This is a genomic window from Micrococcus antarcticus (assembly GCF_044872765.1).
In the GTDB taxonomy this organism is placed as follows: domain Bacteria; phylum Actinomycetota; class Actinomycetes; order Actinomycetales; family Micrococcaceae; genus Micrococcus.
Map to the genome: position 1 here is coordinate 77325 of NZ_CP085253.1, position 23104 is coordinate 100428.

At 73.1% G+C, this 23104-nt stretch carries 25 protein-coding genes; 19 read left to right on the forward strand and 6 right to left on the reverse strand.

Annotated elements, in window-relative coordinates; translation table 11 throughout:
- The first annotated feature begins 116 nt into the window (after positions 1 to 116).
- From atpB to LG274_RS00425, 9 genes are all read left to right on the forward strand, one after another.
- Complete coding sequence (atpB, locus tag LG274_RS00385) at positions 117 to 917, forward strand: F0F1 ATP synthase subunit A (protein ID WP_248115164.1); 801 nt, start codon at positions 117 to 119, stop codon at positions 915 to 917.
- Positions 918 to 1063: 146 nt separating this feature from the next.
- Positions 1064 to 1273 (forward strand): ATP synthase F0 subunit C, encoded by a 210-nt coding sequence (gene atpE / locus LG274_RS00390; RefSeq protein WP_248115163.1) that lies wholly within the window; start codon positions 1064 to 1066, stop codon positions 1271 to 1273.
- Positions 1274 to 1361: 88 nt separating this feature from the next.
- Positions 1362 to 1916: a F0F1 ATP synthase subunit B gene (locus LG274_RS00395; protein WP_248115162.1), complete on the forward strand. Its 555-nt coding sequence runs from the start codon at positions 1362 to 1364 to the stop codon at positions 1914 to 1916.
- A complete protein-coding gene (locus tag LG274_RS00400; protein WP_248137989.1) occupies positions 1913 to 2728 on the forward strand; it encodes a F0F1 ATP synthase subunit delta in 816 nt (271 codons plus the stop codon). The genes LG274_RS00395 and LG274_RS00400 overlap by 4 nt, the downstream gene beginning before the upstream one ends.
- A gap of 90 nt (positions 2729 to 2818) precedes the next feature.
- The gene (gene atpA, locus LG274_RS00405) at positions 2819 to 4447 is read left to right on the forward strand and encodes a F0F1 ATP synthase subunit alpha (protein ID WP_248115319.1); all 1629 of its coding nucleotides are present in this window, start codon (positions 2819 to 2821) and stop codon (positions 4445 to 4447) included.
- 86 nt (positions 4448 to 4533) lie between these two features.
- On the forward strand, positions 4534 to 5427 hold the full coding sequence (locus tag LG274_RS00410) for a F0F1 ATP synthase subunit gamma (RefSeq protein WP_404464789.1): 894 nt from the start codon (positions 4534 to 4536) through the stop codon (positions 5425 to 5427).
- Positions 5428 to 5480: 53 nt separating this feature from the next.
- On the forward strand, positions 5481 to 6938 hold the full coding sequence (atpD, locus tag LG274_RS00415) for a F0F1 ATP synthase subunit beta (protein WP_248115159.1): 1458 nt from the start codon (positions 5481 to 5483) through the stop codon (positions 6936 to 6938).
- 6 nt (positions 6939 to 6944) lie between these two features.
- Positions 6945 to 7220 (forward strand): F0F1 ATP synthase subunit epsilon, encoded by a 276-nt coding sequence (locus LG274_RS00420; RefSeq protein WP_248115158.1) that lies wholly within the window; start codon positions 6945 to 6947, stop codon positions 7218 to 7220.
- A 34-nt stretch (positions 7221 to 7254) separates the two neighbouring features.
- Complete coding sequence (locus LG274_RS00425; protein ID WP_404464791.1) at positions 7255 to 7677, forward strand: DUF2550 domain-containing protein; 423 nt, start codon at positions 7255 to 7257, stop codon at positions 7675 to 7677.
- A 30-nt stretch (positions 7678 to 7707) separates the two neighbouring features.
- On the opposite strand, the gene LG274_RS00430 is transcribed toward LG274_RS00425, so the two are convergent.
- Entirely contained in the window at positions 7708 to 8928 is a 1221-nt protein-coding gene (locus LG274_RS00430; protein WP_404464793.1) for a hypothetical protein, read from the reverse strand.
- A gap of 85 nt (positions 8929 to 9013) precedes the next feature.
- The gene (gene nucS / locus LG274_RS00435) at positions 9014 to 9706 is read right to left on the reverse strand and encodes an endonuclease NucS (RefSeq protein WP_248115155.1); all 693 of its coding nucleotides are present in this window, start codon (positions 9704 to 9706) and stop codon (positions 9014 to 9016) included.
- A 67-nt stretch (positions 9707 to 9773) separates the two neighbouring features.
- Here nucS and LG274_RS00440 point away from each other — a divergent pair, with 67 nt between their 5' ends.
- Positions 9774 to 10136 carry a hypothetical protein gene (locus LG274_RS00440; RefSeq protein ID WP_248115154.1) on the forward strand — a complete coding sequence of 121 codons (363 nt, stop codon included), beginning with the start codon at positions 9774 to 9776 and terminating at the stop codon, positions 10134 to 10136.
- A gap of 12 nt (positions 10137 to 10148) precedes the next feature.
- Here LG274_RS00440 and LG274_RS00445 read toward each other — a convergent pair whose 3' ends face one another.
- Positions 10149 to 11456, reverse strand: a complete 1308-nt coding sequence (locus LG274_RS00445; protein WP_404464796.1) for an AI-2E family transporter — start codon at positions 11454 to 11456, stop codon at positions 10149 to 10151.
- 103 nt (positions 11457 to 11559) lie between these two features.
- Here LG274_RS00445 and LG274_RS00450 point away from each other — a divergent pair, with 103 nt between their 5' ends.
- The 5 genes from LG274_RS00450 (at position 11560) to LG274_RS00470 (ending at position 17297) form a co-directional block, all read left to right on the forward strand.
- Complete coding sequence (locus LG274_RS00450) at positions 11560 to 12525, forward strand: co-chaperone YbbN (protein ID WP_366370240.1); 966 nt, start codon at positions 11560 to 11562, stop codon at positions 12523 to 12525.
- Between the two features lie 134 nt (positions 12526 to 12659).
- Entirely contained in the window at positions 12660 to 13457 is a 798-nt protein-coding gene (locus LG274_RS00455; RefSeq protein WP_248115151.1) for an ABC transporter ATP-binding protein, read from the forward strand.
- Complete coding sequence (locus LG274_RS00460; RefSeq protein WP_404464799.1) at positions 13448 to 15064, forward strand: Tat (twin-arginine translocation) pathway signal sequence; 1617 nt, start codon at positions 13448 to 13450, stop codon at positions 15062 to 15064. The genes LG274_RS00455 and LG274_RS00460 overlap by 10 nt, the downstream gene beginning before the upstream one ends.
- Before the next feature lie 22 nt (positions 15065 to 15086).
- Complete coding sequence (locus LG274_RS00465) at positions 15087 to 15434, forward strand: DUF3039 domain-containing protein (RefSeq protein WP_248115149.1); 348 nt, start codon at positions 15087 to 15089, stop codon at positions 15432 to 15434.
- Positions 15435 to 15446: 12 nt separating this feature from the next.
- Positions 15447 to 17297, forward strand: coding sequence for a DEAD/DEAH box helicase (locus tag LG274_RS00470; protein WP_404464801.1), 1851 nt, complete (start codon positions 15447 to 15449; stop codon positions 17295 to 17297).
- A gap of 121 nt (positions 17298 to 17418) precedes the next feature.
- On the opposite strand, the gene LG274_RS00475 is transcribed toward LG274_RS00470, so the two are convergent.
- Genes LG274_RS00475 through LG274_RS00485 form a run of 3 tightly spaced genes read right to left on the reverse strand, consistent with a single transcriptional unit; the run spans position 17419 to position 20127 of the window.
- Positions 17419 to 18153: an AAA family ATPase gene (locus LG274_RS00475; RefSeq protein ID WP_404464803.1), complete on the reverse strand. Its 735-nt coding sequence runs from the start codon at positions 18151 to 18153 to the stop codon at positions 17419 to 17421.
- Positions 18154 to 18158: 5 nt separating this feature from the next.
- On the reverse strand, positions 18159 to 18839 hold the full coding sequence (locus tag LG274_RS00480; RefSeq protein WP_248115146.1) for an isochorismatase family protein: 681 nt from the start codon (positions 18837 to 18839) through the stop codon (positions 18159 to 18161).
- Position 18840: 1 nt separating this feature from the next.
- Positions 18841 to 20127 carry a nicotinate phosphoribosyltransferase gene (locus tag LG274_RS00485; RefSeq protein WP_404465954.1) on the reverse strand — a complete coding sequence of 429 codons (1287 nt, stop codon included), beginning with the start codon at positions 20125 to 20127 and terminating at the stop codon, positions 18841 to 18843.
- 148 nt (positions 20128 to 20275) lie between these two features.
- Between LG274_RS00485 and clpS the strand changes: the two genes are divergently transcribed.
- From clpS to LG274_RS00505, 4 genes are read left to right on the forward strand one after another with little or no spacing between them, the layout of a single operon-like run.
- Positions 20276 to 20587, forward strand: a complete 312-nt coding sequence (gene clpS, locus LG274_RS00490; protein WP_248115145.1) for an ATP-dependent Clp protease adapter ClpS — start codon at positions 20276 to 20278, stop codon at positions 20585 to 20587.
- Between the two features lie 8 nt (positions 20588 to 20595).
- Positions 20596 to 21351, forward strand: coding sequence for a DUF2017 family protein (locus tag LG274_RS00495; RefSeq protein ID WP_248115144.1), 756 nt, complete (start codon positions 20596 to 20598; stop codon positions 21349 to 21351).
- Entirely contained in the window at positions 21348 to 22274 is a 927-nt protein-coding gene (gene murI, locus LG274_RS00500) for a glutamate racemase (protein ID WP_248115143.1), read from the forward strand. The genes LG274_RS00495 and murI overlap by 4 nt, the downstream gene beginning before the upstream one ends.
- Complete coding sequence (locus LG274_RS00505; RefSeq protein ID WP_248115142.1) at positions 22271 to 23086, forward strand: MBL fold metallo-hydrolase; 816 nt, start codon at positions 22271 to 22273, stop codon at positions 23084 to 23086. The genes murI and LG274_RS00505 overlap by 4 nt, the downstream gene beginning before the upstream one ends.
- The last annotated feature ends 18 nt before the right edge of the window (positions 23087 to 23104 follow it).

The window sequence follows — 23104 nt, forward strand, 5'->3', positions numbered from 1 at the left end:
TTCGTGCCGCCTCTCGCCTCCGGCACCGCCTCTCAGCCCCGCATCGACGCGGGTCTCGAGCGCGGCACGGGGCGATGCCGCCGTCCAGTCGACGCATCACTTCGGAGAGGAACCGCGTGCTACCCCTCGTGCTGGCCACCAAGGAATTCGTGCCCCCGTCCATCAGTGACGGCCACCTCCCGGAGATCTTCCCGTGGATGGGTCACTACGGCACGGGCTTCGGCAAGCAGATGCTGCTCGTCCTCCTGAGCGTCGTCCTCATCACGGGCTTCTTCGCGTGGGCGATGCGCCGCCCGAAGCTGGTGCCGGGCAAGGCCCAGTGGCTCGCCGAGTCGGGCTACTCCTTCGTGCGCAACTCCATCGCCAAGGACATCCTGGGGGAGAAGCACTTCAAGCAGTGGGTGCCCCTGCTGTTCGCCCTCTTCTTCTTCGTGCTGGTGAACAACCTGTTCGGCGCCATCCCGGGGCTGCAGCTGCCCTCCTTCTCCCACGCCGGCGCCGCCTACGGCCTCGCGCTCATCGTGTATGTGATCTGGATCGGCGTCGGCCTGCGCCACCACGGCCCGCGCTACCTCAAGCTCGCCGTGGTCCCCAGCGGCGTGCCGGGCTGGATCCTCCCGCTGCTCGTGCCGCTCGAGTTCATCTCCAACTTCCTCGTGCGTCCGCTGACCCACTCCCTGCGTCTGATGGCCACGATGCTCGCCGGCCACATGATCGTCATGCTCGCCGGCGCGGGCGCCGCCTTCCTGATCACGCAGACTCACAACCTCGCGCTGCAGGGGACCGGCATCCTCGTGATCCTCGGCTCCGTGGCCCTCTACTTCCTGGAGCTGCTCATCATGTACCTCCAGGCGTTCGTGTTCACGCTCCTCACCGCCATCTACGTGCAGGGCGCGATCGACGCGAACGACCACTGACCAGCCGGGCGGCGACCTCATCCGAGATCGTCGCCACGGTCCGGCGGTTCGCCGCCACCCGACCACTCGGAGCGCCCCACGGGCGCCGCCCGGGCGGACTTACCTCCACAACCCTGCCGGCTCCCCGGCACCGTGAAAGGAACACCATGGAAATCTCGGGCTCCCTCAACCTCATCGGCTACGGCCTGGCCGCCATCGGCTCCGCCATCGGCGTGGGCCTCATCTTCTCCGCCTACATCAACGGCGTCGCCCGTCAGCCCGAGGCCCAGCGCATCCTGCAGCCGATCGCGCTGCTCGGCTTCGCCCTCGCCGAGGCCCTCGCCATCCTGGGCCTGGTCTTCGCGTTCGTCCTCTGATCCCCTGCACCGCACGGGGCGGGACGCCGTGTCCACGTCGTCCGCACCTCACGCCCTGTAGGACACACGACCGAAGGATGGTTGAAACATGATCAGCAATGGACTGATCCTCGCGGCGGCCGAGGGGGCCAACCCCCTGATCCCCAATCCGTGGGAGATCCTCGTCGTCGCGGTGGGCTTCGCCCTGCTCATGTTCATCGTCATCAAGTTCATCGTCCCGACCCTCGAGAAGTCCTACACGGACCGCGTCGAGGCGATCGAGGGCGGTCTCGCCAAGGCCGAGAAGGCCCAGGCTGAGGCGAACGCGATGATGGCGGACTACGAGTCCCAGCTGGCGGACGCCCGCACCGAGGCGAACCGCATCCGCGAGGAGGCTCGCACCGAGGCCACCCAGATCGTGGCCGAGGCCCGCGAGCGTGCCGTCGCCGAGGCGAACCGCGTCTCCGAGCAGGCCCAGGCCCACATCGCCGCGGAGCGCGCCCAGGCCGCGACGCAGCTCAAGGGCGAGGTCGGCACGCTGGCCACGACGCTCGCGAGCAAGATCGTGGGCGAGTCCCTGAACGACGATGCGCGCGCACAGCGCGTGGTCGACCGCTTCCTGGCTGATCTCGATCGGCACCAGAGCGCGGGTGTGGCCGAATGATGACGGGTGCATCGAGGGACTCCCTGACCGCCTCTCTGCAGGCTGTCGGTCCGGTGCTGGACGAGGGCGGCGTCGCCCTGGCACGCGAGCTGTTCAGCGCGCTGGACGTCGTGGACGAGCAGGGGGCGCTGCGGCGTGCCCTGACCGACCCCGCCTGGAGCACCGAGCGCCGTCACGGCCTCGTGGACTCCCTGTTCGGCACCCGGGCGACCCCCGGTGCTCTGCAGGTCCTCAAGGACCTGGCCGGCCGCCGCTGGTCGGCGGAACGTGACTTCGGCGATGCGCTGGAGACGGTGGCCGCGCATGCCGCGGCCGCCGAGTCCGCGCGTGGCGGCCATGACGGCCTGTCCGCCCTCTCGGGCGAGCTGCTGGCCTTCAACCGCCTCACCGAGGAGTCGCACGAGGTGCAGCGCGCACTGACCGACCGGCAGGCCCCCGTCGAGGCGCGGGCCGCGCTGGCCCGTCGCCTGCTGGGCAGCACCGCCAGCCCGGCCGGGCAGCTGCTCGTCGAGCGCGCCGTCACGGTTCCCCGTGGCGTCAAGCCCTCCGTGGCCGTCCGCGCGCACGCGGACGTCGTCGCCGAGCGTCAGCGCCAGTGGATCGCCGAGGTGACGGTCGCCCGTCCCCTGGGGCAGGTCCAGCAGGAGCGGCTCGCAGACGGGCTGCGCCGGACCTTCGGCCGCGACCTCGTCGTAGACGTCACGGTCGACCCCGCCGTGGTGGGGGGCATCCGGGTCCAGGTGGGCGACGACGTGATCGACGCCTCCGTGGCCAGCCGTCTCAACGACCTCCAGCGCCGGATGGCCGGCTGACCCCTCGGTCGGCCCCGGACGCACCGCAGAACACACCACCGCATCATCGTCACGTCGATGATCACCAAGCACAGAGAGCAGGGACTGCAGATGGCCGAATTGACCATCAATGCCGACGACGTCCGCAATGCCTTGAACGATTTCGCGGCATCCTACGAACCGTCCGGCACCGAGCGCACCGAGGTCGGCCGCGTCATCTCCGCGGCGGACGGCATCGCGCGTGTGGAGGGCCTCCCCTCCGTCATGGCGAACGAGCTGCTGCGCTTCGAGAACGGGATCCTGGGCCTGGCCCAGAATCTGGACAGCCGCGAGATCGGCGTCGTCGTCCTCGGAGAGTTCCAGCACATCCGCGAGGGCATGGAGGTCCAGCGCACCGGGGAGATCCTCTCCGTGCCGGTGGGCGACGCCTTCCTCGGTCGCGTGGTGGATCCGCTGGGCGAGCCCATGGACGACCTGGGCCCGATCGAGTCCGAGGGCCGCCGTGCCCTCGAGCTGCAGGCCCCCACGGTGACCCAGCGCAAGTCGGTGCACGAGCCGCTCCAGACCGGCATCAAGGCGATCGACGCCATGATCCCGATCGGCCGCGGCCAGCGTCAGCTGCTCATCGGCGACCGCCAGACCGGCAAGACCGCCATCGCCGTGGACGCCATCCTGAACCAGCGCGCCAACTGGGCCACCGGAGATCCTCAGAAGCAGGTCCGCTGCGTCTACGTGGCCGTCGGCCAGAAGGCGTCGACCATCGCCGGCGTCCGCGCCACCCTCGAGGAGGCCGGCGCCCTGGAGTACACCACCATCGTGGCCTCCCCGGCGTCCGACCCGGCCGGCTTCAAGTACCTCGCCCCCTACGCCGGCTCGGCCATCGGCCAGCACTGGATGTACGGCGGCAAGCACGTGCTGATCATCTTCGACGACCTCTCCAAGCAGGCCGAGGCCTACCGCGCCGTGTCCCTGCTGCTGCGTCGTCCGCCGGGACGCGAGGCCTACCCCGGCGACGTGTTCTACCTCCACTCCCGCCTGCTCGAGCGCTGCGCCAAGCTCTCGGACGAGCTGGGTGCGGGCTCCATGACCGGCCTGCCGATCATTGAGACCAAGGCGAACGACGTCTCGGCGTACATCCCGACCAACGTCATCTCCATCACCGACGGACAGATCTTCCTGCAGTCGGATCTCTTCAACGCCAACCAGCGTCCCGCCGTGGATGTGGGCATCTCGGTGTCCCGCGTCGGCGGCGCCGCGCAGGTCAAGGCCATGAAGAAGGTCTCCGGCACGCTGAAGCTGGACCTGGCGCAGTACCGCGACCAGCAGGCGTTCTCCATGTTCGCCTCGGACCTGGATCCGGCCACGCGCCGCCAGCTCGCCCGCGGCGAGCGCCTCATGGAGCTCCTGAAGCAGCCCCAGTACTCGCCGTACCCGGTCGAGGAGCAGGTCGTGTCCATCTGGGCCGGCTCCAAGGGCCACCTGGACGAGGTGCCGGTGGAGGACGTGCTCCGCTTCGAGCGGGAGTTCCTCGATCACCTGCGCCGCCGCGACACCGTGCTCGGCGACATCGCCGCCACGGGCAAGCTCGAAGACGCGACCCTCTCCTCCCTCGAGGCGGAGATCGCGGACTTCAAGAAGGGCTTCCAGGTCTCGGGCCACGGCGTCGCCGACAACGAGAAGCACGCCGCGATCGGCCAGGACCAGGTCGCGCAGGAGCAGATCACCAAGCAGAAGCGCTGACCGAAGGTCGGTGAGGTCAGCGGTCCGGCGTCGGGCCCCCCACGGGGACGACGCCGGGCCGCCCTCCCGCCAGGGAAAGGATCACCATGGGAGCCCAGATCCGGGTCTACCGTCAGAAGATCGCATCGACCTCGTCGATGAAGAAGATCTTCAAGGCGATGGAGCTGATCGCCACGTCCCGCATCACCAAGGCCCGTGAGCGCGTCAACGCGTCGCTGCCGTATGCGAACGCGATCACCCGCGCCGTCTCGGCCGTGTCGAGCCAGCACGACATCGACCACGTCCTCACCACCGAGTCCCCGAACCCCACGCGGGCGGCCGTGCTGATCCTCTCGTCGGACCGCGGCCTCGCCGGCGCATACTCCGCGAACGTGCTGCGCAAGGCCGAGCAGCTGCTCACGCGTCTGCACGGGGAGGGACGCGAGGTCGACATCTACGTCGTCGGCCGCAAGGCGCAGACGTACATGGACTTCCGCGGGCGCGAGTACAAGCGCCTGTGGACGGGCCAGACCGACGCCCCCGTCGCCGAGCGCGCCACCGAGATCGGTGAGACGCTCGTCGAGGCCTTCCTCACGGACACCGCGGCGGGCGGCGTGGACGAGATCCACGTGGTCTTCACCGAGTTCGTCTCCCTCGTGAAGCAGAACCCGCACGTCGTGCGGCTCCTGCCGCTCGAGGTCGTGGAGGAGGACGTCGCGACCGCGGAGGAGGTCCTGCCGCTCTACGAGTTCGAGCCGGACGCCGACGAGGTCCTCGACGCCCTGCTGCCGAAGTACATCGAGTCGCGCATCTTCAACGCCATGCTCCAGTCGGCGGCCTCTGAGCTCGCCAACCGTCAGCGGGCCATGAAGTCGGCGGGCGACAACGCCTCGAGCCTCATCAAGGAGTACACGCTCCTGATGAACAACGCCCGACAGGCCGAGATCACCCAGGAGCTCACCGAGCTCATCGCGGGCGCGGACGCGCTCAACAACTCCTGAGCCTTCCCTCGGCTCGACTGACCCGCCATCCACACACGATAGAAGTGAGAGAGATGACTGCCACCATCACCGACCACGGCACCGGCACCCCGGCCCGTGGCGCCACCGGGCGCGTCGCCCGGGTCATCGGCCCCGTGATCGACGCCGAGTTCCCCGGCAACGCCATGCCCGAGATCTACAACGCCCTGACCACCGAGATCGAGCTCAACGGCCAGAAGCGCACCGTGACCTTCGAGGTCGCCCAGCATCTGGGCGACAACATGGTCCGCGCCGTCTCCCTGCAGTCCACCGACGGCCTCGTCCGCGGCGCCGACGTGCTGGACTCGGGCGCCCCCATCTCCGTCCCCGTGGGCGATGCGGTCAAGGGCCACATCTTCAACGTGCTCGGCGAGACCCTGGACATGCCGACCTCGGAGCTCGGCGACGTCGAGCGCTGGCCGATCCACCGGCCGGCCCCGAACTTCGCCTCCCTCGAGGGCTCCACCGAGATGATGGAGACGGGCATCAAGGTCATCGACCTGCTGACCCCCTACATCAAGGGCGGCAAGATCGGCCTGTTCGGCGGCGCCGGCGTGGGCAAGACCGTGCTCATCCAGGAGATGATCACCCGTGTGGCCCGCAACTTCGGCGGCACCTCCGTGTTCGCCGGCGTCGGCGAGCGCACCCGCGAGGGCAACGACCTCTGGGTCGAGATGGACGAGGCCGACGTGCTCAAGGACACCGCCCTGGTGTTCGGCCAGATGGACGAGCCGCCGGGCACGCGCCTGCGCGTGGCCCTCTCGGCCCTGACCATGGCGGAGTACTTCCGCGATGTGCAGAACCAGGACGTGCTGCTCTTCATCGACAACATCTTCCGCTTCTCGCAGGCCGGCTCCGAGGTCTCCACGCTGCTGGGCCGCATGCCCTCGGCCGTGGGCTACCAGCCGAACCTCGCGGACGAGATGGGTGTGCTCCAGGAGCGCATCACCTCGACGCGCGGCCACTCCATCACCTCGATGCAGGCCGTGTACGTCCCCGCGGACGACTACACCGACCCGGCCCCGGCGAACGTGTTCGCGCACCTCGACGCGACCACCAACCTGACCCGTGACCTCGCGTCCCGTGGCCTGTACCCCGCCGTGGACCCGCTGGCCTCGACCTCGCGCCTGCTGGATCCGCAGTACGTCGGCCAGGACCACTACGACACCGCCATCCGCGTGAAGCAGATCCTCCAGAAGAACAAGGAGCTGCAGGACATCATCGCGATCCTCGGTGTGGACGAGCTCGGCGAGGAGGACAAGATCACCGTGGCGCGCGCCCGCAAGATCGAGCAGTTCCTCTCGCAGAACACCTACACCGCCAAGCAGTTCACGGGTGTCGAGGGCTCGACCGTGCCGGTCAAGGACACCGTCGAGGGCTTCAAGGCGATCGCCGACGGCGAGCTCGACCACGTCGCCGAGCAGGCCTTCTACAACGTGGGCGGCCTGGACGACGTCGAGCGCGAGTGGGCCAAGATCCAGGCCGAGGGCTGATCCGTCATGGCTGAGCTCGAGGTGGAGATCGTCTCCGAGGAGAGGTCCATCTGGAAGGGCGCGGCGTCGGCCGTCTCGGCGCGCACCTACCAGGGTGAGATCGGCATCCTCCCGGGCCACACCCCGCTCCTCGCCGTGCTCGGCGACGGCGAGGTCGTGGTGCGCACCGCCGACGGCGGGACCGTGACCGCGCAGGCCAACGGCGGGTTCTTCTCCGTCGACCACGACCGCGTGGTGATCGCCGCGACGTCCGCCCGCCTGGGCGACGCCGCAGCCGTCTGAGCCGCGCGGTCCAGGCACGACCATGAGGGGCCCGGTGCTCATCGTCCTGGTCGGCGTGCTGGCAGTCCTCGGACTGCTGGCCGTCGCCGGACTGGTGCGGCACCGGGCCCTCCTGCGTGCGCCGGGGTCGTTCCCGGGGATCGCGGTCACCGGTCGGGGACGGCCCCGGCGGGTGATCGGCCGCTACGACGAGCGCGTCCTGGTGTTCAACGGGTTCATGCCCGCCGGCCCGCTCGCGTGGCGGGGGGAGCGCTGGGCGCTCCAGATGGACCGGGTGCCGGATGCGGCGCCCGAGGGTCAGACGGTCCTCGACGTCCGCGGGGGCAGCGAGCCGGTCCGCCTGACGGTGGACGAGGCCGACGCCGGCGCCCTCCGCGCGTGGTGCGAGGCCGGGCCGTCCCAGGCCGCGCAGCTGTGGTGGCGCAGCGACGGGTCCACCCCCCGCACGCGCCGCTGACCCCGGTCGGCCCGCTGAACGGAGAGGGCCTCATCCTGCCGGCGTGACCCGTGTCAGCGTCCGCACGAGCACGGTCCGCGTCCCCGCGGGGCCCCACACCACGACGCCGGCCCGCGCCGGGTCGTCCCCGTCGCAGGCCTCCGCGCCGAGGCTCTCGCGGGGCACGTGGGTCGCCGCCCGCAGGACGGCGTCGGGGTCGAGACCGCGGCGCAGCAGCGCCGCGACGGAGTCCGCGAGGGACCGGCGGCCGCCCGCGAGCGGGGCCTCCTCCGCTCCGGTCGACGCCGGCGTGCGCCCCAGCCGGGGCGCGTCGTGGCCCGCGTGGATCGTGCGCGGGCCGAGGCGGTGCCGCGTTCCCGGCGCGGCGCCGGTCGCGGCGACCGCATCGGAGACGAGGCACACGGCCGGGGCCAGGGCCGGATCGCCCAGCAGCAGGTCCACGAGGTGGTGGGAGACGTGGACGTCGTCGGCGATGAGCTCGAGGCGGAGCCGCCCCCGGCGGGCGGCGTCCAGGAGCAGCGGCAGCGGTCCCGGCTCGCGGTGGTGGAAGCCGCGCATCGCGTTGAACAGGTGGGTGACCACGGGGCGCGGAGCCCGTCCGCCGGACCGCTCCGTCCTCCGGCGCAACGCCTCCCACCGGTCGAGCGCCGCCCTCGCCGCGGGCAGGTCCGCGTCGGTGTGGCCGAGGCACGGCACGGTCCCGGCCGCAGCCAGCTCCCGCTCCAGCGCGGCCGACCCGGCGAGCTCCGGGGCCAGCGTCATGGTGCGCACGAGGCCCCGCGGCCGGCCGCGCAACGCAGCACGGACCGCGTGGCCGGCGGCCGAGGCGGGCGTGCACAGCGCGGCCCGGTCGTGGGCGCCGGCGCGGGCGGGGGAGAGGAACGGGCCCTCGAGGTGCACGCCGGCCAGCGAGCCCTCCTCCCACAGCGGCCGCAGCCGGTCGAGGGCGGAGGCCAGATCCGCGGCGGGCAGTGCCGGCAGCGAGCCGATCACGGTCCCCACCCCGGCGCGGCGCCCGCGCTCGAGCCAGGCGGCCACGTCTCCGACGGGAGAGGTCGCCAGGTCCACCCCGGCGCCCCCGTGGACGTGATGGTCCAGGAGCGGTCCGGTCACGCGCACGGCGTCCCGGCCCACGCCCGGCTCCGCCGCGGCGGCCACCACCTCGCGCGGCGCCGCCTCGGCGGGGCCGGCCCACACGAGGCGCGCGCCGTCGTCGCCCGGTCCGGCCTCCGGAGTCTCCGCCCACGTCACCAGCCATTCCACCGGGGCCGCTCCGTGGTCCGCGGCCACCCACGGCGCGCGGGCGGAGCGCAGCGGGCCCGTCGGGGGCGCCGGATCAGAAGAGGCGGGACTCGGCATCGTCCACGCCGCGCATCGCGTCATAGTCGAGGGTGACGCAGCGGATGCCGCGGTCCTCGGCGAGGGTGCGGGCCTGCGGCTTGATCTGCTGCGCTGCGAACACGCCGCTCACGGGCGCGAGGAGGGGGTCGCGGTTCATCAGCTCGAGGTAGCGGGTGAGCTGCTCCACGCCGTCGATGTCCCCGCGGCGCTTGAGCTCCACGGCCACGGTGCCGTCCGGGCCCTTGGCCAGGATGTCCACGGGGCCGATGGCCGTCATGTACTCGCGGCGCACGAGCGTGTGCCCGTCGCCGAGCAGCTCGATCTGCTCCGCGAGCAGGCGCTGCAGATCCGCCTCCACGCCGTCCTTCACGAGCCCCGGGTCCACGCCGAGCTCGTGGGAGACGTCCGAGAGGACCTCCTCGAGCAGCACCAGCAGCCGGTCGTCCGACTTCTTCGCCTGGACGCGCCACACGGCGACGACGCCCTGGGCCGCCTGCTCCTCGCTCGGCTCCTCGACATGGAGGGTGGCCGGCGGGCTCATCCAGTTGAGGGGCTTGTAGGAGCCGCCGTCGGAGTGGACCAGCACCGAGCCGTCCGCCTTCACCATGAGGAGGCGGGTGGCGGAGGGCAGGTGGGCGTTGAGGCGGCCCTCGTAGGTCACGGAGCAGCGGGCAATGACGAGGCGCACCGGTCCAGTCTAGGCGCGGGCCCGCCCCTCGGCGCCGCGGCGGACGGCGCTGTGCCAGCATGGACGCATGCCCCGCTCCCACCGCCCGCGCCGCTCGTCCGCTCCGCGCCGGGGCGAGCGGTCGGGGTCGGGGGACGCCTCACGACGCTCCCGCCCCGGTCCAGGCCGGGTCGATCCCCTCGAGGAGCGCCTCGGCCTGGACCCGGGCTACGCGCACGAGAGCGGCAGCGACGGCGGCTGGCACGTGCGCCAGATCCCCGCGTGGCGCGCGGTGAAGGACTACTCCTGCCCCGGCTGCGGACGCGTGATCCGCCAGGGCCAGGCCCACCTCGTGGCGTGGCGCTCCGACTGGATCATGGGAGACGCGGACGCCGGAGAGGACCGGCGCCACTGGCACCCCGTGTGCTGGCGCACGAGGGCCAGCCGCTGAGGATCGTCCCGGTCACCGGGTCTCCTGCCGCGGGATGAACACCTCGCGGACGATCAGCAGCAGGGCGGCCGCCGTCGGGATGGCCATGAGCGCCCCGAGCACGCCGAGCAGGGTGCCGCCCGCGATCACGGCGATCACCGCGACGGCGGCGGGCACGTCCACCGCGCGGGACATGACGCGGGGGGAGACGACGTAGGCCTCGACCTGCAGGTAGACGACGTAGATCGCCGCGAACAGCGCGGCGGACTGCCACGAGTCCAGGAGGGAGATGAGGGTGATGACCGTCCCGCCGATCATCGCCCCCACGAGCGGGATGAACGCCATGATGGCGGCGAAGAACGCGAGCAGGGCCGCGAACGGGGTGCCGGCGATGCTCATGGCGATGAAGGCGACCGTGGCGTTCAGCGCGGCCACGAGGGTCTGGCCCATGACGTAGAGGCCCACGGAGGAGGTGATCTCCTCCGAGAGCTCACGGACACGCGCGCGGCGCGAGCGGGGCGCCAGGCGGTAGGCCCAGTGCTTGATGTGCGGCAGGGAGGAGAGGAAGTACAGGGTCAGGACCACCACGACCACCGTGACGAACAGGGAGTTCAGCACGGTTTGGCCGAGGCCCACGATCCCGCCGAAGAGGGCGGCCACCGAGGCTCCGTCGCCGTTGAGCTGGTCCGTGTGCTGGCGCACCGCGTCCTGGATGTGGAACTGGGCGTCGAGGGCGAGGAACCACTCCGAGCGCATCACCTCCTCCACCGTCGCGGGGATCTCCTCCGCGAGCTGGGTGGACTGCTCCACCGCGGTGGGGATCAGCAGGGAGATGAAGGCGGCCGCGACGGCTGCGAGGCCCAGGGCGGCCACGAGGACTCCGGCCCAGCGGGGGGCTCCCCATCGCTCGAAGCGGCGCACGATGGGGTCCAGGCCGAGGGCGATGAACAGGGCGGCCATGATCATCACGAGCAGCTGCTGGTTGGTGGCTAGGAATCCCAGGACGGCGAGGGCGAGCAGGACGCCCGTCGTGAGCAGGAAACCGGTGCTCACCGGCGATCGGAACGAGACCGTGGGGGTCGCCTCGGTGGGCTCCGGGACCGGCTCGTCCTGTGCGGCGTCGTCGCCGGGCGCGGTCGCCGGGCCGGAGCGGCGCCAGGCGAGGGGGCGCAGACTCAGGCGGCCGCGGACCGGGGAGCCCTCCGGCGGAGCGCCGACCGTGCTGGAGCCGGCCGGGGTGGACGGGTGCGCGGAGGCACGGGCCGGGCTCGTGGACGCGCCGTGGGTGGGCAAGGCGGCGTCCGGCGCGGCCTGGGGCGCCTGGTCCTCGGGATGATGCACGGGACCAGGGTACGGCAGGGGCCGCGGCGGAGGTGGCCGCGGGCGCCCCGGCCGGTCGAGCGTCTACCGTGGATCCCAGACCGTCTCGAAAGGACCGTGCACCGTGACCTCCCAGCCCTCCTCCGCCGCCCCGTCCCACCTGCGCGGGGCTGTCGACCTGTCCTCTCTGCGCTCGCCCCGGCCCGCCGCGGGCACCGGCACGGCGGGACCGAGCCCGGACGCGATGCCCGAGGGCTCATGGGTGATCCCGCAGGCGGACCAGCAGATGTTCCAGCAGCTCGTGCAGCTCTCCGCGCAGGTCCCCGTCCTCCTGCACCTCCACGTCCCGGGGGACCAGACGAGCGAGGCCCTGTACACCCAGTTCGCCGACGCCGTGGACGCCCAGGCGGGCCGCCTCGTCATGGCGCGCTTGGACGTCGTGGCAGACCCCGGGCTGCTGCAGGCCATCGGCCTGCCCGCGGGCCCGGCCGTCCTCGCGGTGGTGGCCGGCCAGCCCGTGCCGCTCGTGAACCAAGCCGTGCCGGAGGAGACCCTCGCCCAGCTCCTGGGCGAGATCCTCGAGGTCGCTCGCCAGAACGGCGTGTCCGGCACCGTGCCTCCCGTCGCGGACGCGCGTCCCGGCGCGGGCGGCGAGCCGGCACCGGCAGCGCCCCCCGTGCCCCCGCTGCACCGGGCAGCCCACGAGGCCCTCGCCGCCGACGACATGCCCGCCGCCGTCGCCGCGTGGGAACGGGCGCTCGCCGAGAACCCGGCGGACGCCGTCGCCCTGCAGGGCCGCTCCGCCGCCCAGCTGCTCCTGCGCACGCAGGACGCGGACGCCGCCGCGGTGCGCGCGGGGGCGGCCGAGCGTCCCGACGACGCGGCCGCGCAGATCGCGGTGGCGGACCTCGACGTGCTCGGCGGCCACGTCGAGGACGCGTTCGCCCGCCTGGTCCGCTTCATCGCCGGCCATCACGGCGAGGCGCGCGAGGACGTGCGCTCCCACCTCGTCGACCTCTACACCGTGGTGGGCGTGGACGACCCGCGCGTGCAGGCCTCGCGTCGCCGCCTCGCCGCCGCCCTGTACTGAGCGTCACGGCGCGGCGACGCCCCGCGGGCGTGTCCTGAGCGCCCCGCGGCTCCGCCAGGTGGGGGAGGAGGGGCCGGCGAGATCATCCCCAGGGCGGAGGCGAAGCCTGTCAGCGCGCTGTTAGCGTCGGCGGCATGATCGCCGCCCCCGAGCCTCCGCTCCGCCGCGCCCACGACAGCCCTGACCCGGACCTCGCCCTCGTCACCCGGGCGCTGGCCAAGCGATTCGGGGACAGGACGGCCCTCGCGGGCCTGGACCTGGAGGTTCCGGCGGGCTCGTTCTTCGGCGTCGTGGGCCCGAACGGTGCGGGCAAGACCACGGCGCTGTCCATGGCCACGGGCCTGCTCCGCCCGGACCACGGCCAGGCCTGGATCCACGGCGTGGACGTGTGGGCGCAGCCCCTCGAGGCCAAGCGCCGCGTGGGCGTGCTCGCCGACGGCGTCCGCACGTTCGACCGCCTCACCGGCGCGCAGCTGGTCACCTACGCGGGCCTGCTCCACGGCCTCGACGCCGAGACCGTGGCCCAGCGCACCGCCGACCTGCTGCGCGTCATGGACCTGCAGGACGCCGGCCGCAAGCTCGTCGTGGACTACTCCGCGGGCATGACCAAGAAGGTCAACCTGGCCGCCGCGATGGTCCACGCCCCGGACGTCCTGGTGCTCGACGAGCCGTTCGAGGCCGTCGACCCCGTCTCCGCCGCGAACATCCGCGACATCCTGAACGACTACGTCGGCCGCGGCGGCACCGTGATCGTCTCCAGCCACGTGATGGACCTCGTGCAGCGCATGTGCACGCACGTCGCCGTCATCGCCGACGGCACCCTGCGCGCCACCGGCACGGTGGAGGAGGTCCGCGCCGGGCGCGACCTCGAGGAGCGCTTCGTGGACCTCGTCGGCGGGCGCCACACGGGGGAGGGCCTCGCATGGCTGTGAACGGCATGGCCGCCACCCTTGTCCGCCTGCGCTGGGCGCTCACCGTCAACCAGTGGCGCCGCTCCCCGTTCACGCTCGTGATGAGCATCATCGGCGCGCTGTACATCCTCGGGGCGGCGGTCTTCCTCGTCGTCGGGCTCACCGTGGCCCTGCCGGGCGAGGACGTCGCGTTCCGCGGGGTGCTCACCGTCCTGGCCACCTCGGTGGTCGTCCTGCTGTGGCTCGTGCTGCCGCCGCTCGTCACCGGCGTGGACGCCACTCTGGACCCCCGCAGCTTCCTCGTCTACCCGGTGCCCGTCGGCACGCTCGTCCGCGGTCTGCTCCTCAGCGCCTTCACGACGCCGGTCGGGATCGCCACGCTGATCGTCACCCTGGGCGTCGCGGCGTCCTGGCGGGACCAGCCGGCCGCGCTCGCCTTCGGCCTGGTCGGGGCCGTCATCACCGCGGTCGCCGCCGTCTCCCTGGGCTACGGCGTCACGGGGATGATCTCGGCCTATGCCGGCCGCCGCCGGGTGCGCGAGACGGTCTCCGTGCTGCTCATGATCCCGCTCATGCTCGGCGGCATCGCCTTCGCCCAGGCCGCCGAGTCCTTCGACACGCTCATGGCCGGCGCGCCGCCCGTGGCCGAGGCCGCCTCCTGGACGCCGTTCGGCGCCGGGGCGGCCGCCGCCTGGGCCGCCGCCGAGGGACGCTGGGGGCTGGCGGCCGTGCGGCTCGCCGTCGCCCTCCTCTGGTGCGCCCTGGCCCTCGCCCTGTGGCACCTGGCCGTCCGCCGCACGGTGCGGCCCGTGGGCGTCGGGGGCGGGCCGGCGCGTGAGGCGAAGGCGGCCGCCGCCGACCCGCGTCCGCTGCGCTGGCTCGGCCGCCCCGCCACGGGCCCCCGCACCGCGATCGCGGCCCGCGCGCAGCACTACTGGTTCACGGACCCGCGCTACATGGCCGGCCTCATCACCATCCCGCTCATGGCCGTGCTCCTGTGGTTCACGGGCAGCATCGGCGAGGACGGCGCCGGACCGGCTGTGTTCCTGGCCATGGCGCCCATCACGGCGTGGGCGCTGGCCCACTCCCTCTCGGCGGACATCGCCTACGACCACACGGCGTTCCACCTGCACGTCGTCGCCGGCGTGAAGGGGACCGACGACCGGATCGGGCGGCTCATGGGCATGCTCGGCTGGGGCGTCCCGCTCGTCGTCGTGGTGGCCGTGGCCACGTGCGCCGCAGCGGGGGACTGGGGCGCGCTGCCCGCCGTGCTGGGCCTGTCCCTCGGTCTCCTCGGCTCCGTGTGCGGCCTCGCCGCGCTCGTCTCCGCGCGCTGGGTCTACCCGGTGCCGAAGCCCGGCGACAGCCCGTTCCAGCAGCCGCAGGGCGCGATGGTCCGCACCATGGTCGTGCAGTTCGGCGCGCTCCTGGCCTCGGCGGCCATGGCCCTGCCGATGCTCATCCCCGCGATCGTGTTCTCCGTGACGCGGCAGCCCGTGTGGTCCTGGGTCGCGCTCGCGGTGGGCCTGGCGTGGGGCGCGCTGCTGCTCTGGCTGGGCGTTCGGCTCGGCGCCCGCTGGTACGACCGGGCGCAGGCCGAGACCTTCCAGGCCGTGAAGGCGTTCTGACCGACTGGCTAGGATGGGCCGCATGAGTGTGACCGGCGAACCCGACCTGAACGACCCCTTCGCGCCCGCCGGCGGCGGCACCTCCGTCCTGGAGCGCGAGGAGCAGCTCCAGGACATCGAGCCGGGCGACCACGAGCGATTCGCGCACTACGTGCGCAAGGAGAGGATCATGGAGTCCGCCCTGTCCGGCGCGCCCGTGATCGCGCTGTGCGGCAAGGTGTGGGTGCCGGGCCGCGACCCGGAGAAGTTCCCCGTGTGCCCCACGTGCAAGGAGATCTACGAGGGACTGCGCGATCCCCAGGACGGCGACGGCGACTCCGGCTCGGGCGGCGGCAAGCGCGGGTTCTTCGGCGGTCGCGGGCGTGGCTGAGGCCGCTCGTCGATGAGCGGCACCCTCTTCGGCGGGCCTGACCCCGCAGACTCCGACGCGTCCGGCGCCGTCCCGTCCGCCGGCGTCCAGCCCGATCTCTTCCACGTGGGCGAGGACCTGCCCCCGGCCCTGCCCGAGCGTGCAGCCTGGGGCACCGCCCCCAAGCTGCGCCAGTGGCAGCAGGAGGCCCTCGAGAAGTACCTCTCGGCCTCCCCGCAGGACTTCCTCGCCGTCGCCACCCCCGGTGCGGGCAAGACGACCTTCGCGCTCCGCGTGGCCAAGATCCTCATGGACGCCGGTGTGGTGCAGCGGCTGACCGTGGTCGCGCCCACGGACCACCTCAAGCGGCAGTGGGCGGACAACGCGGCGCGCGTGGGCCTGGCGATCGACCCGAACTTCAAGAACGCGGACGGACGGCACGGCGCGGAGTACCGCGGCGTGGCGCTGACCTACGCGCAGGTGGCCAACAAGCCGGTGCTGCACCGCAACCGCACCGAGGCCGCCAAGACGCTGGTGATCCTCGACGAGATCCACCACGGCGGCGACGCCCTGAGCTGGGGCGAGGGCATCAGGGAGGCGTTCGAGCCGGCCGCGCGCCGCCTCGCGCTGACCGGCACCCCCTTCCGCTCGGACACCTCCACCATCCCGTTCGTGCAGTACGTGGACGGGCCCGACGGGCTCTCCCGCTCGAAGGCGGACTACACGTACGGCTACGGGCCCGCGCTGCGGGACAACGTGGTGCGGCCGGTCATCTTCATGGCCTACTCGGGGCAGATGCGGTGGAAGACCTCGACGGGCGAGGTCATGGAGGCCCAGCTCGGCGAGGCGGCCACGAAGGACATCACGGCATCGGCCTGGCGGACCGCGCTGGACCCGCAGGGCGAGTGGATCCCCTCCGTGCTCAAGGCCGCGGACCAGCGCCTCACCGAGGTGCGGCGCAACGTGCCCGACGCCGGCGGCCTGGTGATCGCCTCGGACCACGAGGACGCCCGCGCCTACGCCGCCCAGCTCGAGGCGCTGACCGGCCAGAAGCCGGCCGTCATCCTCTCGGACGACAAGGGCGCCTCGGACCGCATCGACGAGTTCGCCGCCTCGGACGAGCGCTGGATGGTGGCCGTGCGCATGGTGTCCGAGGGCGTGGACGTGCCCCGACTCTGCGTGGGCGTCTACGCGACGTCCACGTCCACGCCGCTGTTCTTCGCGCAGGCCGTGGGCCGCTTCGTGCGATCGCGGCGCCGTGGGGAGACCGCATCCGTCTTCCTGCCCTCCGTGCCGCAGCTGATGCTCCTGGCCAACGAGATGGAGCTCGAGCGGGACCACGCCCTGGACCGCCGCGAGGGCGCCGTCGAGGTGGAGGACCTCGAGGACGCCCCCGAGGAGGACCTCATCGCGCAGGCCAACCGGGAGGAGAAGGGGTCGGACTCCCTGACGGGCGCCAAGTTCGAGGCGCTCGAGTCCCGGGCGAGCTTCGACAAGGTGCTCTTCGACGGCGGCGAGTTCGGCCTCGGCGGCGCCGTGGGCTCGGCCGAGGAGCAGGACTTCCTCGGCATCCCCGGCCTGCTCGACGCCGACCAGGTCTCCGCCCTGCTGCGCCAGCGCCAGGCGGAGCAGGTCCAGCGCCGCCCGAAGGCTGCCGAGCCGAAGGAGCCGGCTGAGGTGGTGGACCACCGGCGCATGAAGGAGCTGCGCGCCGAGCTGTCCAAGCTGGTGTCGGCGTGGTCCGCGCGCTCGGGCACCCCGCACGGCGTGATCCACAACCGGCTCCGCGAGGTCAGCGGCGGCCCGGCAGTGGCCCAGGCGTCCCAGGACCAGCTGGAGAAGCGGATGTCCACGATCCGCGGGTGGTTCGTCGGGCGGAGGTGAGTCGTCGGAGGCGGCCCGGACAGGGCGGACCGCCGGACCGAGCCGTCCTCACCCAGGGCCGTCTGGACGTCTCGGTCGGCTGGATGCGGCTTGGCTCGACCGCGGGCGCCCAGCTCGGACGTCAGCGCAGGGGGCGCAGGTACCGCTCGGGAGACGCGAGGAACGCGCGGTGGTGCCGGACGAACGGGAGGTCGTCGTAGGCCGTCGGCGTGACGCCGTCCTCGTCGAGCAGCAGGATCCGGGCTCCTGGCAGCGCCGCGAGCACGGGGGAGTGCGTGGACAGGACGACCTGGGACCCCGCCTCGACCATGATCCGCAGGTGGACCAGGAGCGCGAGGCAGCTCTCGAAGGACAGCGCGGACTCGGGCTCGTCGAGAATCCAGAGGCCGCGCACGCCGGCACGCTCCTCGCAGAACTGCAGGAACGCCTCGCCGTGGCTGCGCAGGTGCAGGGTCGATCCCGGAATCGTGGACTCCAGGTACGTGAACAGCCCGTACATGCTCTCGGCCCGCAGGAACACGCCGCCCCTGGGCGCTCCCGCCCCACGCGCGAGCTGCAGGTGCTCGGCGAGGTCGGAGGAGGTCCGCCGCGTCTCGTGGAACACGTGGCGGGTGCCGCCCTCCGCGTTGAGGCCGAACGCCTCCGCGATCGCCTCGACGACCGTGGACTTCCCCGCCCCGTTCGCCCCGACGATCACGGTGGCGTCGCCGAGGTCGAGGCCGTGGTCCAGCAGGTGGCGCACCGCCGGGATGTCGGCAGGCCACACGGTCCGGTCGGCGGGGGAGAGCGGGTGCTCCGTCACCCGGCGCACGGGGCGGTCCCAGGCGCGCGTGTCCGGCGCGTCGTCCCGGGCCATCCGGCTCAGAGCTCCTCGGCGAGCTCCAGCACGGCCCCGGCGGCCTCCATCTCGTGGAGGGCCGCCTGGCCTGCGGCCTCGTCCACGGCCGCGCACAGGTCGGTCAGCACCGTCACCTCGTAGCCGGCGTCCACAGCGTCCAGGACGGTGGCCCGCACGCAGTGGTCGGTGGCGAGGCCGACGACGGTCAGCGCCTCCACCTCCTGATCGCGCAGCCACTCGTCCAGGCCCGGAGCGCCCTCGGCGACGGCGCGGGCCGCCCCCTGGGTCGCGCCGTGGGGGCCGGCCGGGGCGCCGGCCTCGTCACCGGACCGGACGGCGTCGGGCTCCCCGAGGAAGCCCTCGAAGCCGGAGTACGCGGCGGTGCGGGCGCCTTTGAGGAACTCCGCCTCCACATACTCGGCGTCCAGGTCCGGGTGCAGCTCGGCGCCGCGGGTGCCGGCCACGCAGTGCACGGGCCACGTGGCGCGGAAGTCGGGCTCCTCGCCCTCGGACGCGAAGTGCGTGCCAGGATCCACGTGCCAGTCGCGCGTGGCGACGACGGCGGTGTAGCGGTCCACGTGCTCGTCCAGGTGCTCGCTGATCGCCGCGGCGACGGCGGCGCCGCCCGTGACGGCGAGCGATCCGCCCTCGCAGAAGTCGTTCTGGACGTCGACGATGATCAGGGCGCGGGTGAGGTCGGGCATGTCAGTGCTCCTGGATGAGGGTGGGGATCGCGGGCTCGCCGGACTGCAGCCGAGCGACGCTCGGCGGCAGCTCGCGCAGGGAGGCGGCGTGGCGCTCGGCGGCGCGGGTCACGGCCTCGGGGCCGGTCCAGCCGGGCAGCAGCTCGCCGTCACGGACGAACTCCTGGATGAGCGGACGGTCGTCGGCGTCCGCGTCGGGGCCGCGGTTGACGCCCACGAGCTCGGCGACGGCGCGGCCGCGCGCGTCGCGGCGGCGGGCGGCCTCCTTGCGGCCGCCCAGGGACGCCTTGCCCGAGGAGGCCTTCGCGACGTCGACCCACGCGCCGTCGTCGTCATGGCGGGAGACGAGCTTGTAGACCATGGAGGCGGTGGGCACGCCCGAGCCGGTGACCAGCCGCGTGCCGACGCCGTAGGAGTCCACGGGCGCGGAGCGCAGCGCCGCGATCGCGTACTCGTCCAGGTCGGAGGTGACCAGGATCCCGGTCTCCGTGTTGCCCAGCTCGTCGAGGAGCTCGCGCACGTGGTGGGCCTGCTGCACGAGGTCGCCGGAGTCGAGGCGGACGTTCTTCAGGTCCGGCCCGGCCACCTCGACGGCGGTGCGCACGCCGGCGTCGATGTCATAGGTGTCCACGAGGAGGGTGGTGGCGGCGCCGAGGGCGTCCACCTGCGCCTCGAAGGCGGCACGCTCCGAGTCGTGCAGGAGCGTGAAGGAGTGCGCCGCCGTGCCCACGGTGCGGATCCCGTAGCGGCGGCCGGCCTCGAGGTTGGAGGTGGCCGCGAAGCCGGCGATGACCGCGGCGCGGGCGGCGGCGACGGCGGACTCCTCGTGCGTGCGCCGCGAGCCCATCTCGATGCACGGGCGGCCGCCGGCGGCCGCGGTCATGCGGGAGGCGGCGGAGGCGACCGCGGAGTCGTAGTTGAGGATGGAGAGGAGATAGGTCTCGAGGATGCACGCCTCGGCGAAGGTGGACTCCACCTGCAGCAGCGGGGAGTGCGGGAAGTAGGCCTCGCCCTCGGCGTAGCCCGTGATGTCCCCGGAGAAGCGGAAGTCCGCGAGCCAGGACAGCGTGGCGTCGTCCACCACGGAGTTGTCCGCGAGGTGGTCCAGCTCAGCGGTGGCGAAGCGGAAGCGGCTCAGTCCCTCCAGCGCGCGGCCCGTGCCGGCCACCACGCCGTAGCGGCGGCCGTCGCCCAGGCGGCGGGTGAACAGCTCGAAGCGGCTGCGCCGGTGCGCGGTGCCCGCCTTCAGCGACGCCTGGAGCATGGTCAGCTCGTACTGGTCCGTCATGAGGGCGGTGGGGATGCGCCAGTCGTCCACGCAGGCCTCCACGGAGGCGGCGGGGCGGGGGCTCTTCGCGGTGGTCTCGCTCACGTGGCCACCCTACCGAACGGGGCGGGCGGCCCCGCCAGGGGCACGGGTCCGTAGACTGGACGGCATGCCCGCCCCCGATGCCCCCGCCTCCGGCACGGACACGGCCCTGCTCGAGCGTCCCCGGGAGGACCTCGGCGCGGACCGCCCGTGGAACACGGTGGTGTGGAACGACCCCGTGAACCTGATGAGCTACGTGGCCTACGTGTTCCGCTCCCACTTCGGCTACTCGGCCGCCAAGGCCGAGGCCCTCATGCTCGAGGTCCACGAGCGCGGGCGCTCCGTGGTGTCCACCGGCTCGCGGGAGAGCGCGGAGGTCCACGTGAACGCGATGCACGGGTTCGGCCTGTGGGCGACGCTCGAGCAGGCAGAGGACTGAGGAGGGCCATGGCACAGAGGTTCCGCTGGACGCGGCGCGGCTACGTCGCGCAGCTGGAGAAGCCGGAGGTCCGCCTGCTGCGCGGCCTCGTCAAGGACGTCGTCACCCTCCTGGAGAACCGCCAGGACGAGGTCCGCGCCCACGACGACGCCGACGTCGTCTCGGCCGAGCACCCCGCCGCCGGCGCCGCGGCAGCCTCCGACGCCCCCGCGGCGGAGCAGGCGGCCGCCGCGGACTCCACGGGGAAGGAGGCGGGCCCCGCGGCCGGCCTCTCCGAGGAGGACACCGCGTTCTGGGACCTCGTCGCGGGGCTCCACCTCTCCGCCGACCCGCGGCCGCGCCGCGCCGCGCCGACCGACGCCGCCGTCGCCCGCCTGCTGCCCGAGGCCCTGGCCGACGCGGACCCGGACGAGCAGGCGGAGCACCGCGCGCTCACCGAGGACGCGCTCACCGCCGCCAAGCTCGACGACGCGCGCCGGGCGCTCGCGGCCCTCCAGTCCACGCAGGTCACCCTGCCCCACGCCGACGCGCCCGCGTTCGCGCGGGCCCTGAACGACGTCCGCCTCGTGCTCGCCACGCGCCTGGGCGTGGCCACCGAGGAGGACGCCCGGCGCGTGCACGCCGTGGACGACTGGCGCCGCGCCGAGGACGTCGAGTCCACGATGGCGCTGCTCTACAACTTCACCTCGTGGCTCCTGGAGACCCTCATGGACGAGATGCTGACCGAGCTGCCCGCCGAGGGCACGGACGGGGAGGACGCATGAGCCGGCCCCACGCGGACGCCGCGTCCCCGATCGGCGTGTTCGACTCCGGCGTGGGCGGTCTGACCGTGGCGCGCGCGATCATGGACCAGCTGCCCCACGAGTCCATCCTCTACGTGGGGGACACGGCCCACTCCCCGTACGGCCCCCGGCCCATCGCGCAGGTGCGCGCGCTCGCGCTCGGCATCATGGACGAGCTGGTGGACGCGGGCGTGAAGGCCCTCGTCATCGCGTGCAACTCCGCCTCGGCCGCGGTGCTGCGCGACGCGCGGGAGCGCTACACGGGCCGGCTCGGCATCCCGGTGGTGGAGGTCATCCAGCCGGCCGTGCGCCGCGCGGTGGCCGCCACCCGCAACGGGCGGATCGGCGTGATCGGCACGCAGGCCACCGTGGGCTCCCGCGCCTACGAGGACTCCTTCTCCGCGGCGCCGCACCTGAGCGTCACGAGCGCGGCGTGCCCGCGGTTCGTGGAGTTCGTGGAGGCCGGGATCACCACGGGCCCCGAGCTGCTGGCCACCGCGGAGGAGTACGTCGCCCCGCTCAAGGCGGCGGAGGTGGACACGCTCGTGCTCGGCTGCACCCACTACCCCCTGCTGACGGGGGCCCTGTCCCTCGTGATGGGGGAGGACGTCACCCTCGTCTCCTCCGCCGAGGAGACCGCGAAGGACCTGTACCGGGCGCTCGTGCGCCACGGCATCGAGCACCCGCACTCGGCGGCCGGCTCCGGCCAGTCCGCCTCCCACCGGTTCATGTCCACGGGCGACCCCCGGCACTTCCAGGCGCTCGCCCGCCGCTTCCTCGGCCCCGAGGTGGAGTCCGTGGCCCGCATGGACACGGTGCGGGAGCGCTACCCCACGGCCGCTCTCGCGCAGCTGACGCCCGACCTGATCGCCCGTCTGGACTCCGAACGAAGGGGCACGCCGTGAAGCTGACCATCATCGGGGCCTCCGGCTCCTTCCCCGGCCCCGGCTCGCCGGCCTCGTGCTACCTGGTCTCCGCCCAGGGCGTGGCGGCGGACGGCGTGACCCCGCGGACGTGGCGGATCCTGCTGGACCTCGGCAACGGCTCGCTCGGCGTGCTCCAGCGCTACATCGGCCTCGAGGACCTCGACGGGGTCATGCTCTCCCACCTGCACCCGGACCACTGCATGGACCTGTGCGGCCTGCACGTGGCCATCCGCTGGAACCCGGAGGGCTGGACCGCGGGCCGCGTGCCCGTCTACGGACCGGCCGCCACCGCCGACCGGCTCGCCGAGGCCTACGGGATGGACCCGGATCCGGGCATGCGGGAGGACTTCGACTTCCGCGTGTGGCAGGCCGGGAGCACCGTCTCCTTCGGCCCGTTCCGCATCACCCCCGTGCCGGTCCGCCACCCCATCGACGAGGCCTACGCCCTGCGCGTGGAGGCCGACGAGGTGGACGCCACCGGCGCCGTCGTCACCCGCGTGCTCACGTACTCGGGCGACACGGACACGTGCGAGGGGCTGGTGGAGGCCGCGCGGGACGCGGACATGTTCCTGTGCGAGGCGGCCTTCCACGAGGGCCGAGACGACGGGATCGACGGGGTCCACCTGACCGGCCGCCGGGCCGGGCGGATGGCGACCGAGGCGGGTGCCCGCCGCCTCCTGCTGACTCACCTGCCCGTGTGGAACGACCCCCAGCGGGCCGCCGCCGAGGCACGCGAAACGTACGAGGGCCCGCTCGCCGTCGCGGTCTCCGGGCTGAGCTACGGCGTCTGAGGGCCCGCCTAGACTGAG

Bases quoted from the DNA above. Each gene is read 5' to 3' on its own strand.
- LG274_RS00470 (WP_404464801.1), top strand. From the start codon at position 15,447: ATGAGCGGCACCCTCTTCGGCGGGCCTGACCCCGCAGACTCCGACGCG.
- clpS (WP_248115145.1), top strand. From the start codon at position 20,276: ATGCCCGCCCCCGATGCCCCCGCCTCCGGCACGGACACGGCCCTGCTC.
- LG274_RS00460 (WP_404464799.1), top strand. From the start codon at position 13,448: ATGGCTGTGAACGGCATGGCCGCCACCCTTGTCCGCCTGCGCTGGGCG.
- LG274_RS00395 (WP_248115162.1), top strand. From the start codon at position 1,362: ATGATCAGCAATGGACTGATCCTCGCGGCGGCCGAGGGGGCCAACCCC.
- LG274_RS00455 (WP_248115151.1), top strand. From the start codon at position 12,660: ATGATCGCCGCCCCCGAGCCTCCGCTCCGCCGCGCCCACGACAGCCCT.
- LG274_RS00400 (WP_248137989.1), top strand. From the start codon at position 1,913: ATGATGACGGGTGCATCGAGGGACTCCCTGACCGCCTCTCTGCAGGCT.
- LG274_RS00480 (WP_248115146.1), bottom strand. From the start codon at position 18,839: ATGCCCGACCTCACCCGCGCCCTGATCATCGTCGACGTCCAGAACGAC.
- LG274_RS00410 (WP_404464789.1), top strand. From the start codon at position 4,534: ATGGGAGCCCAGATCCGGGTCTACCGTCAGAAGATCGCATCGACCTCG.
- LG274_RS00465 (WP_248115149.1), top strand. From the start codon at position 15,087: ATGAGTGTGACCGGCGAACCCGACCTGAACGACCCCTTCGCGCCCGCC.
- atpA (WP_248115319.1), top strand. From the start codon at position 2,819: ATGGCCGAATTGACCATCAATGCCGACGACGTCCGCAATGCCTTGAAC.
- atpD (WP_248115159.1), top strand. From the start codon at position 5,481: ATGACTGCCACCATCACCGACCACGGCACCGGCACCCCGGCCCGTGGC.
- atpE (WP_248115163.1), top strand. From the start codon at position 1,064: ATGGAAATCTCGGGCTCCCTCAACCTCATCGGCTACGGCCTGGCCGCC.
- murI (WP_248115143.1), top strand. From the start codon at position 21,348: ATGAGCCGGCCCCACGCGGACGCCGCGTCCCCGATCGGCGTGTTCGAC.
- LG274_RS00485 (WP_404465954.1), bottom strand. From the start codon at position 20,127: ATGACGGACCAGTACGAGCTGACCATGCTCCAGGCGTCGCTGAAGGCG.
- LG274_RS00420 (WP_248115158.1), top strand. From the start codon at position 6,945: ATGGCTGAGCTCGAGGTGGAGATCGTCTCCGAGGAGAGGTCCATCTGG.
- LG274_RS00495 (WP_248115144.1), top strand. From the start codon at position 20,596: ATGGCACAGAGGTTCCGCTGGACGCGGCGCGGCTACGTCGCGCAGCTG.
- LG274_RS00475 (WP_404464803.1), bottom strand. From the start codon at position 18,153: ATGGCCCGGGACGACGCGCCGGACACGCGCGCCTGGGACCGCCCCGTG.
- LG274_RS00440 (WP_248115154.1), top strand. From the start codon at position 9,774: ATGCCCCGCTCCCACCGCCCGCGCCGCTCGTCCGCTCCGCGCCGGGGC.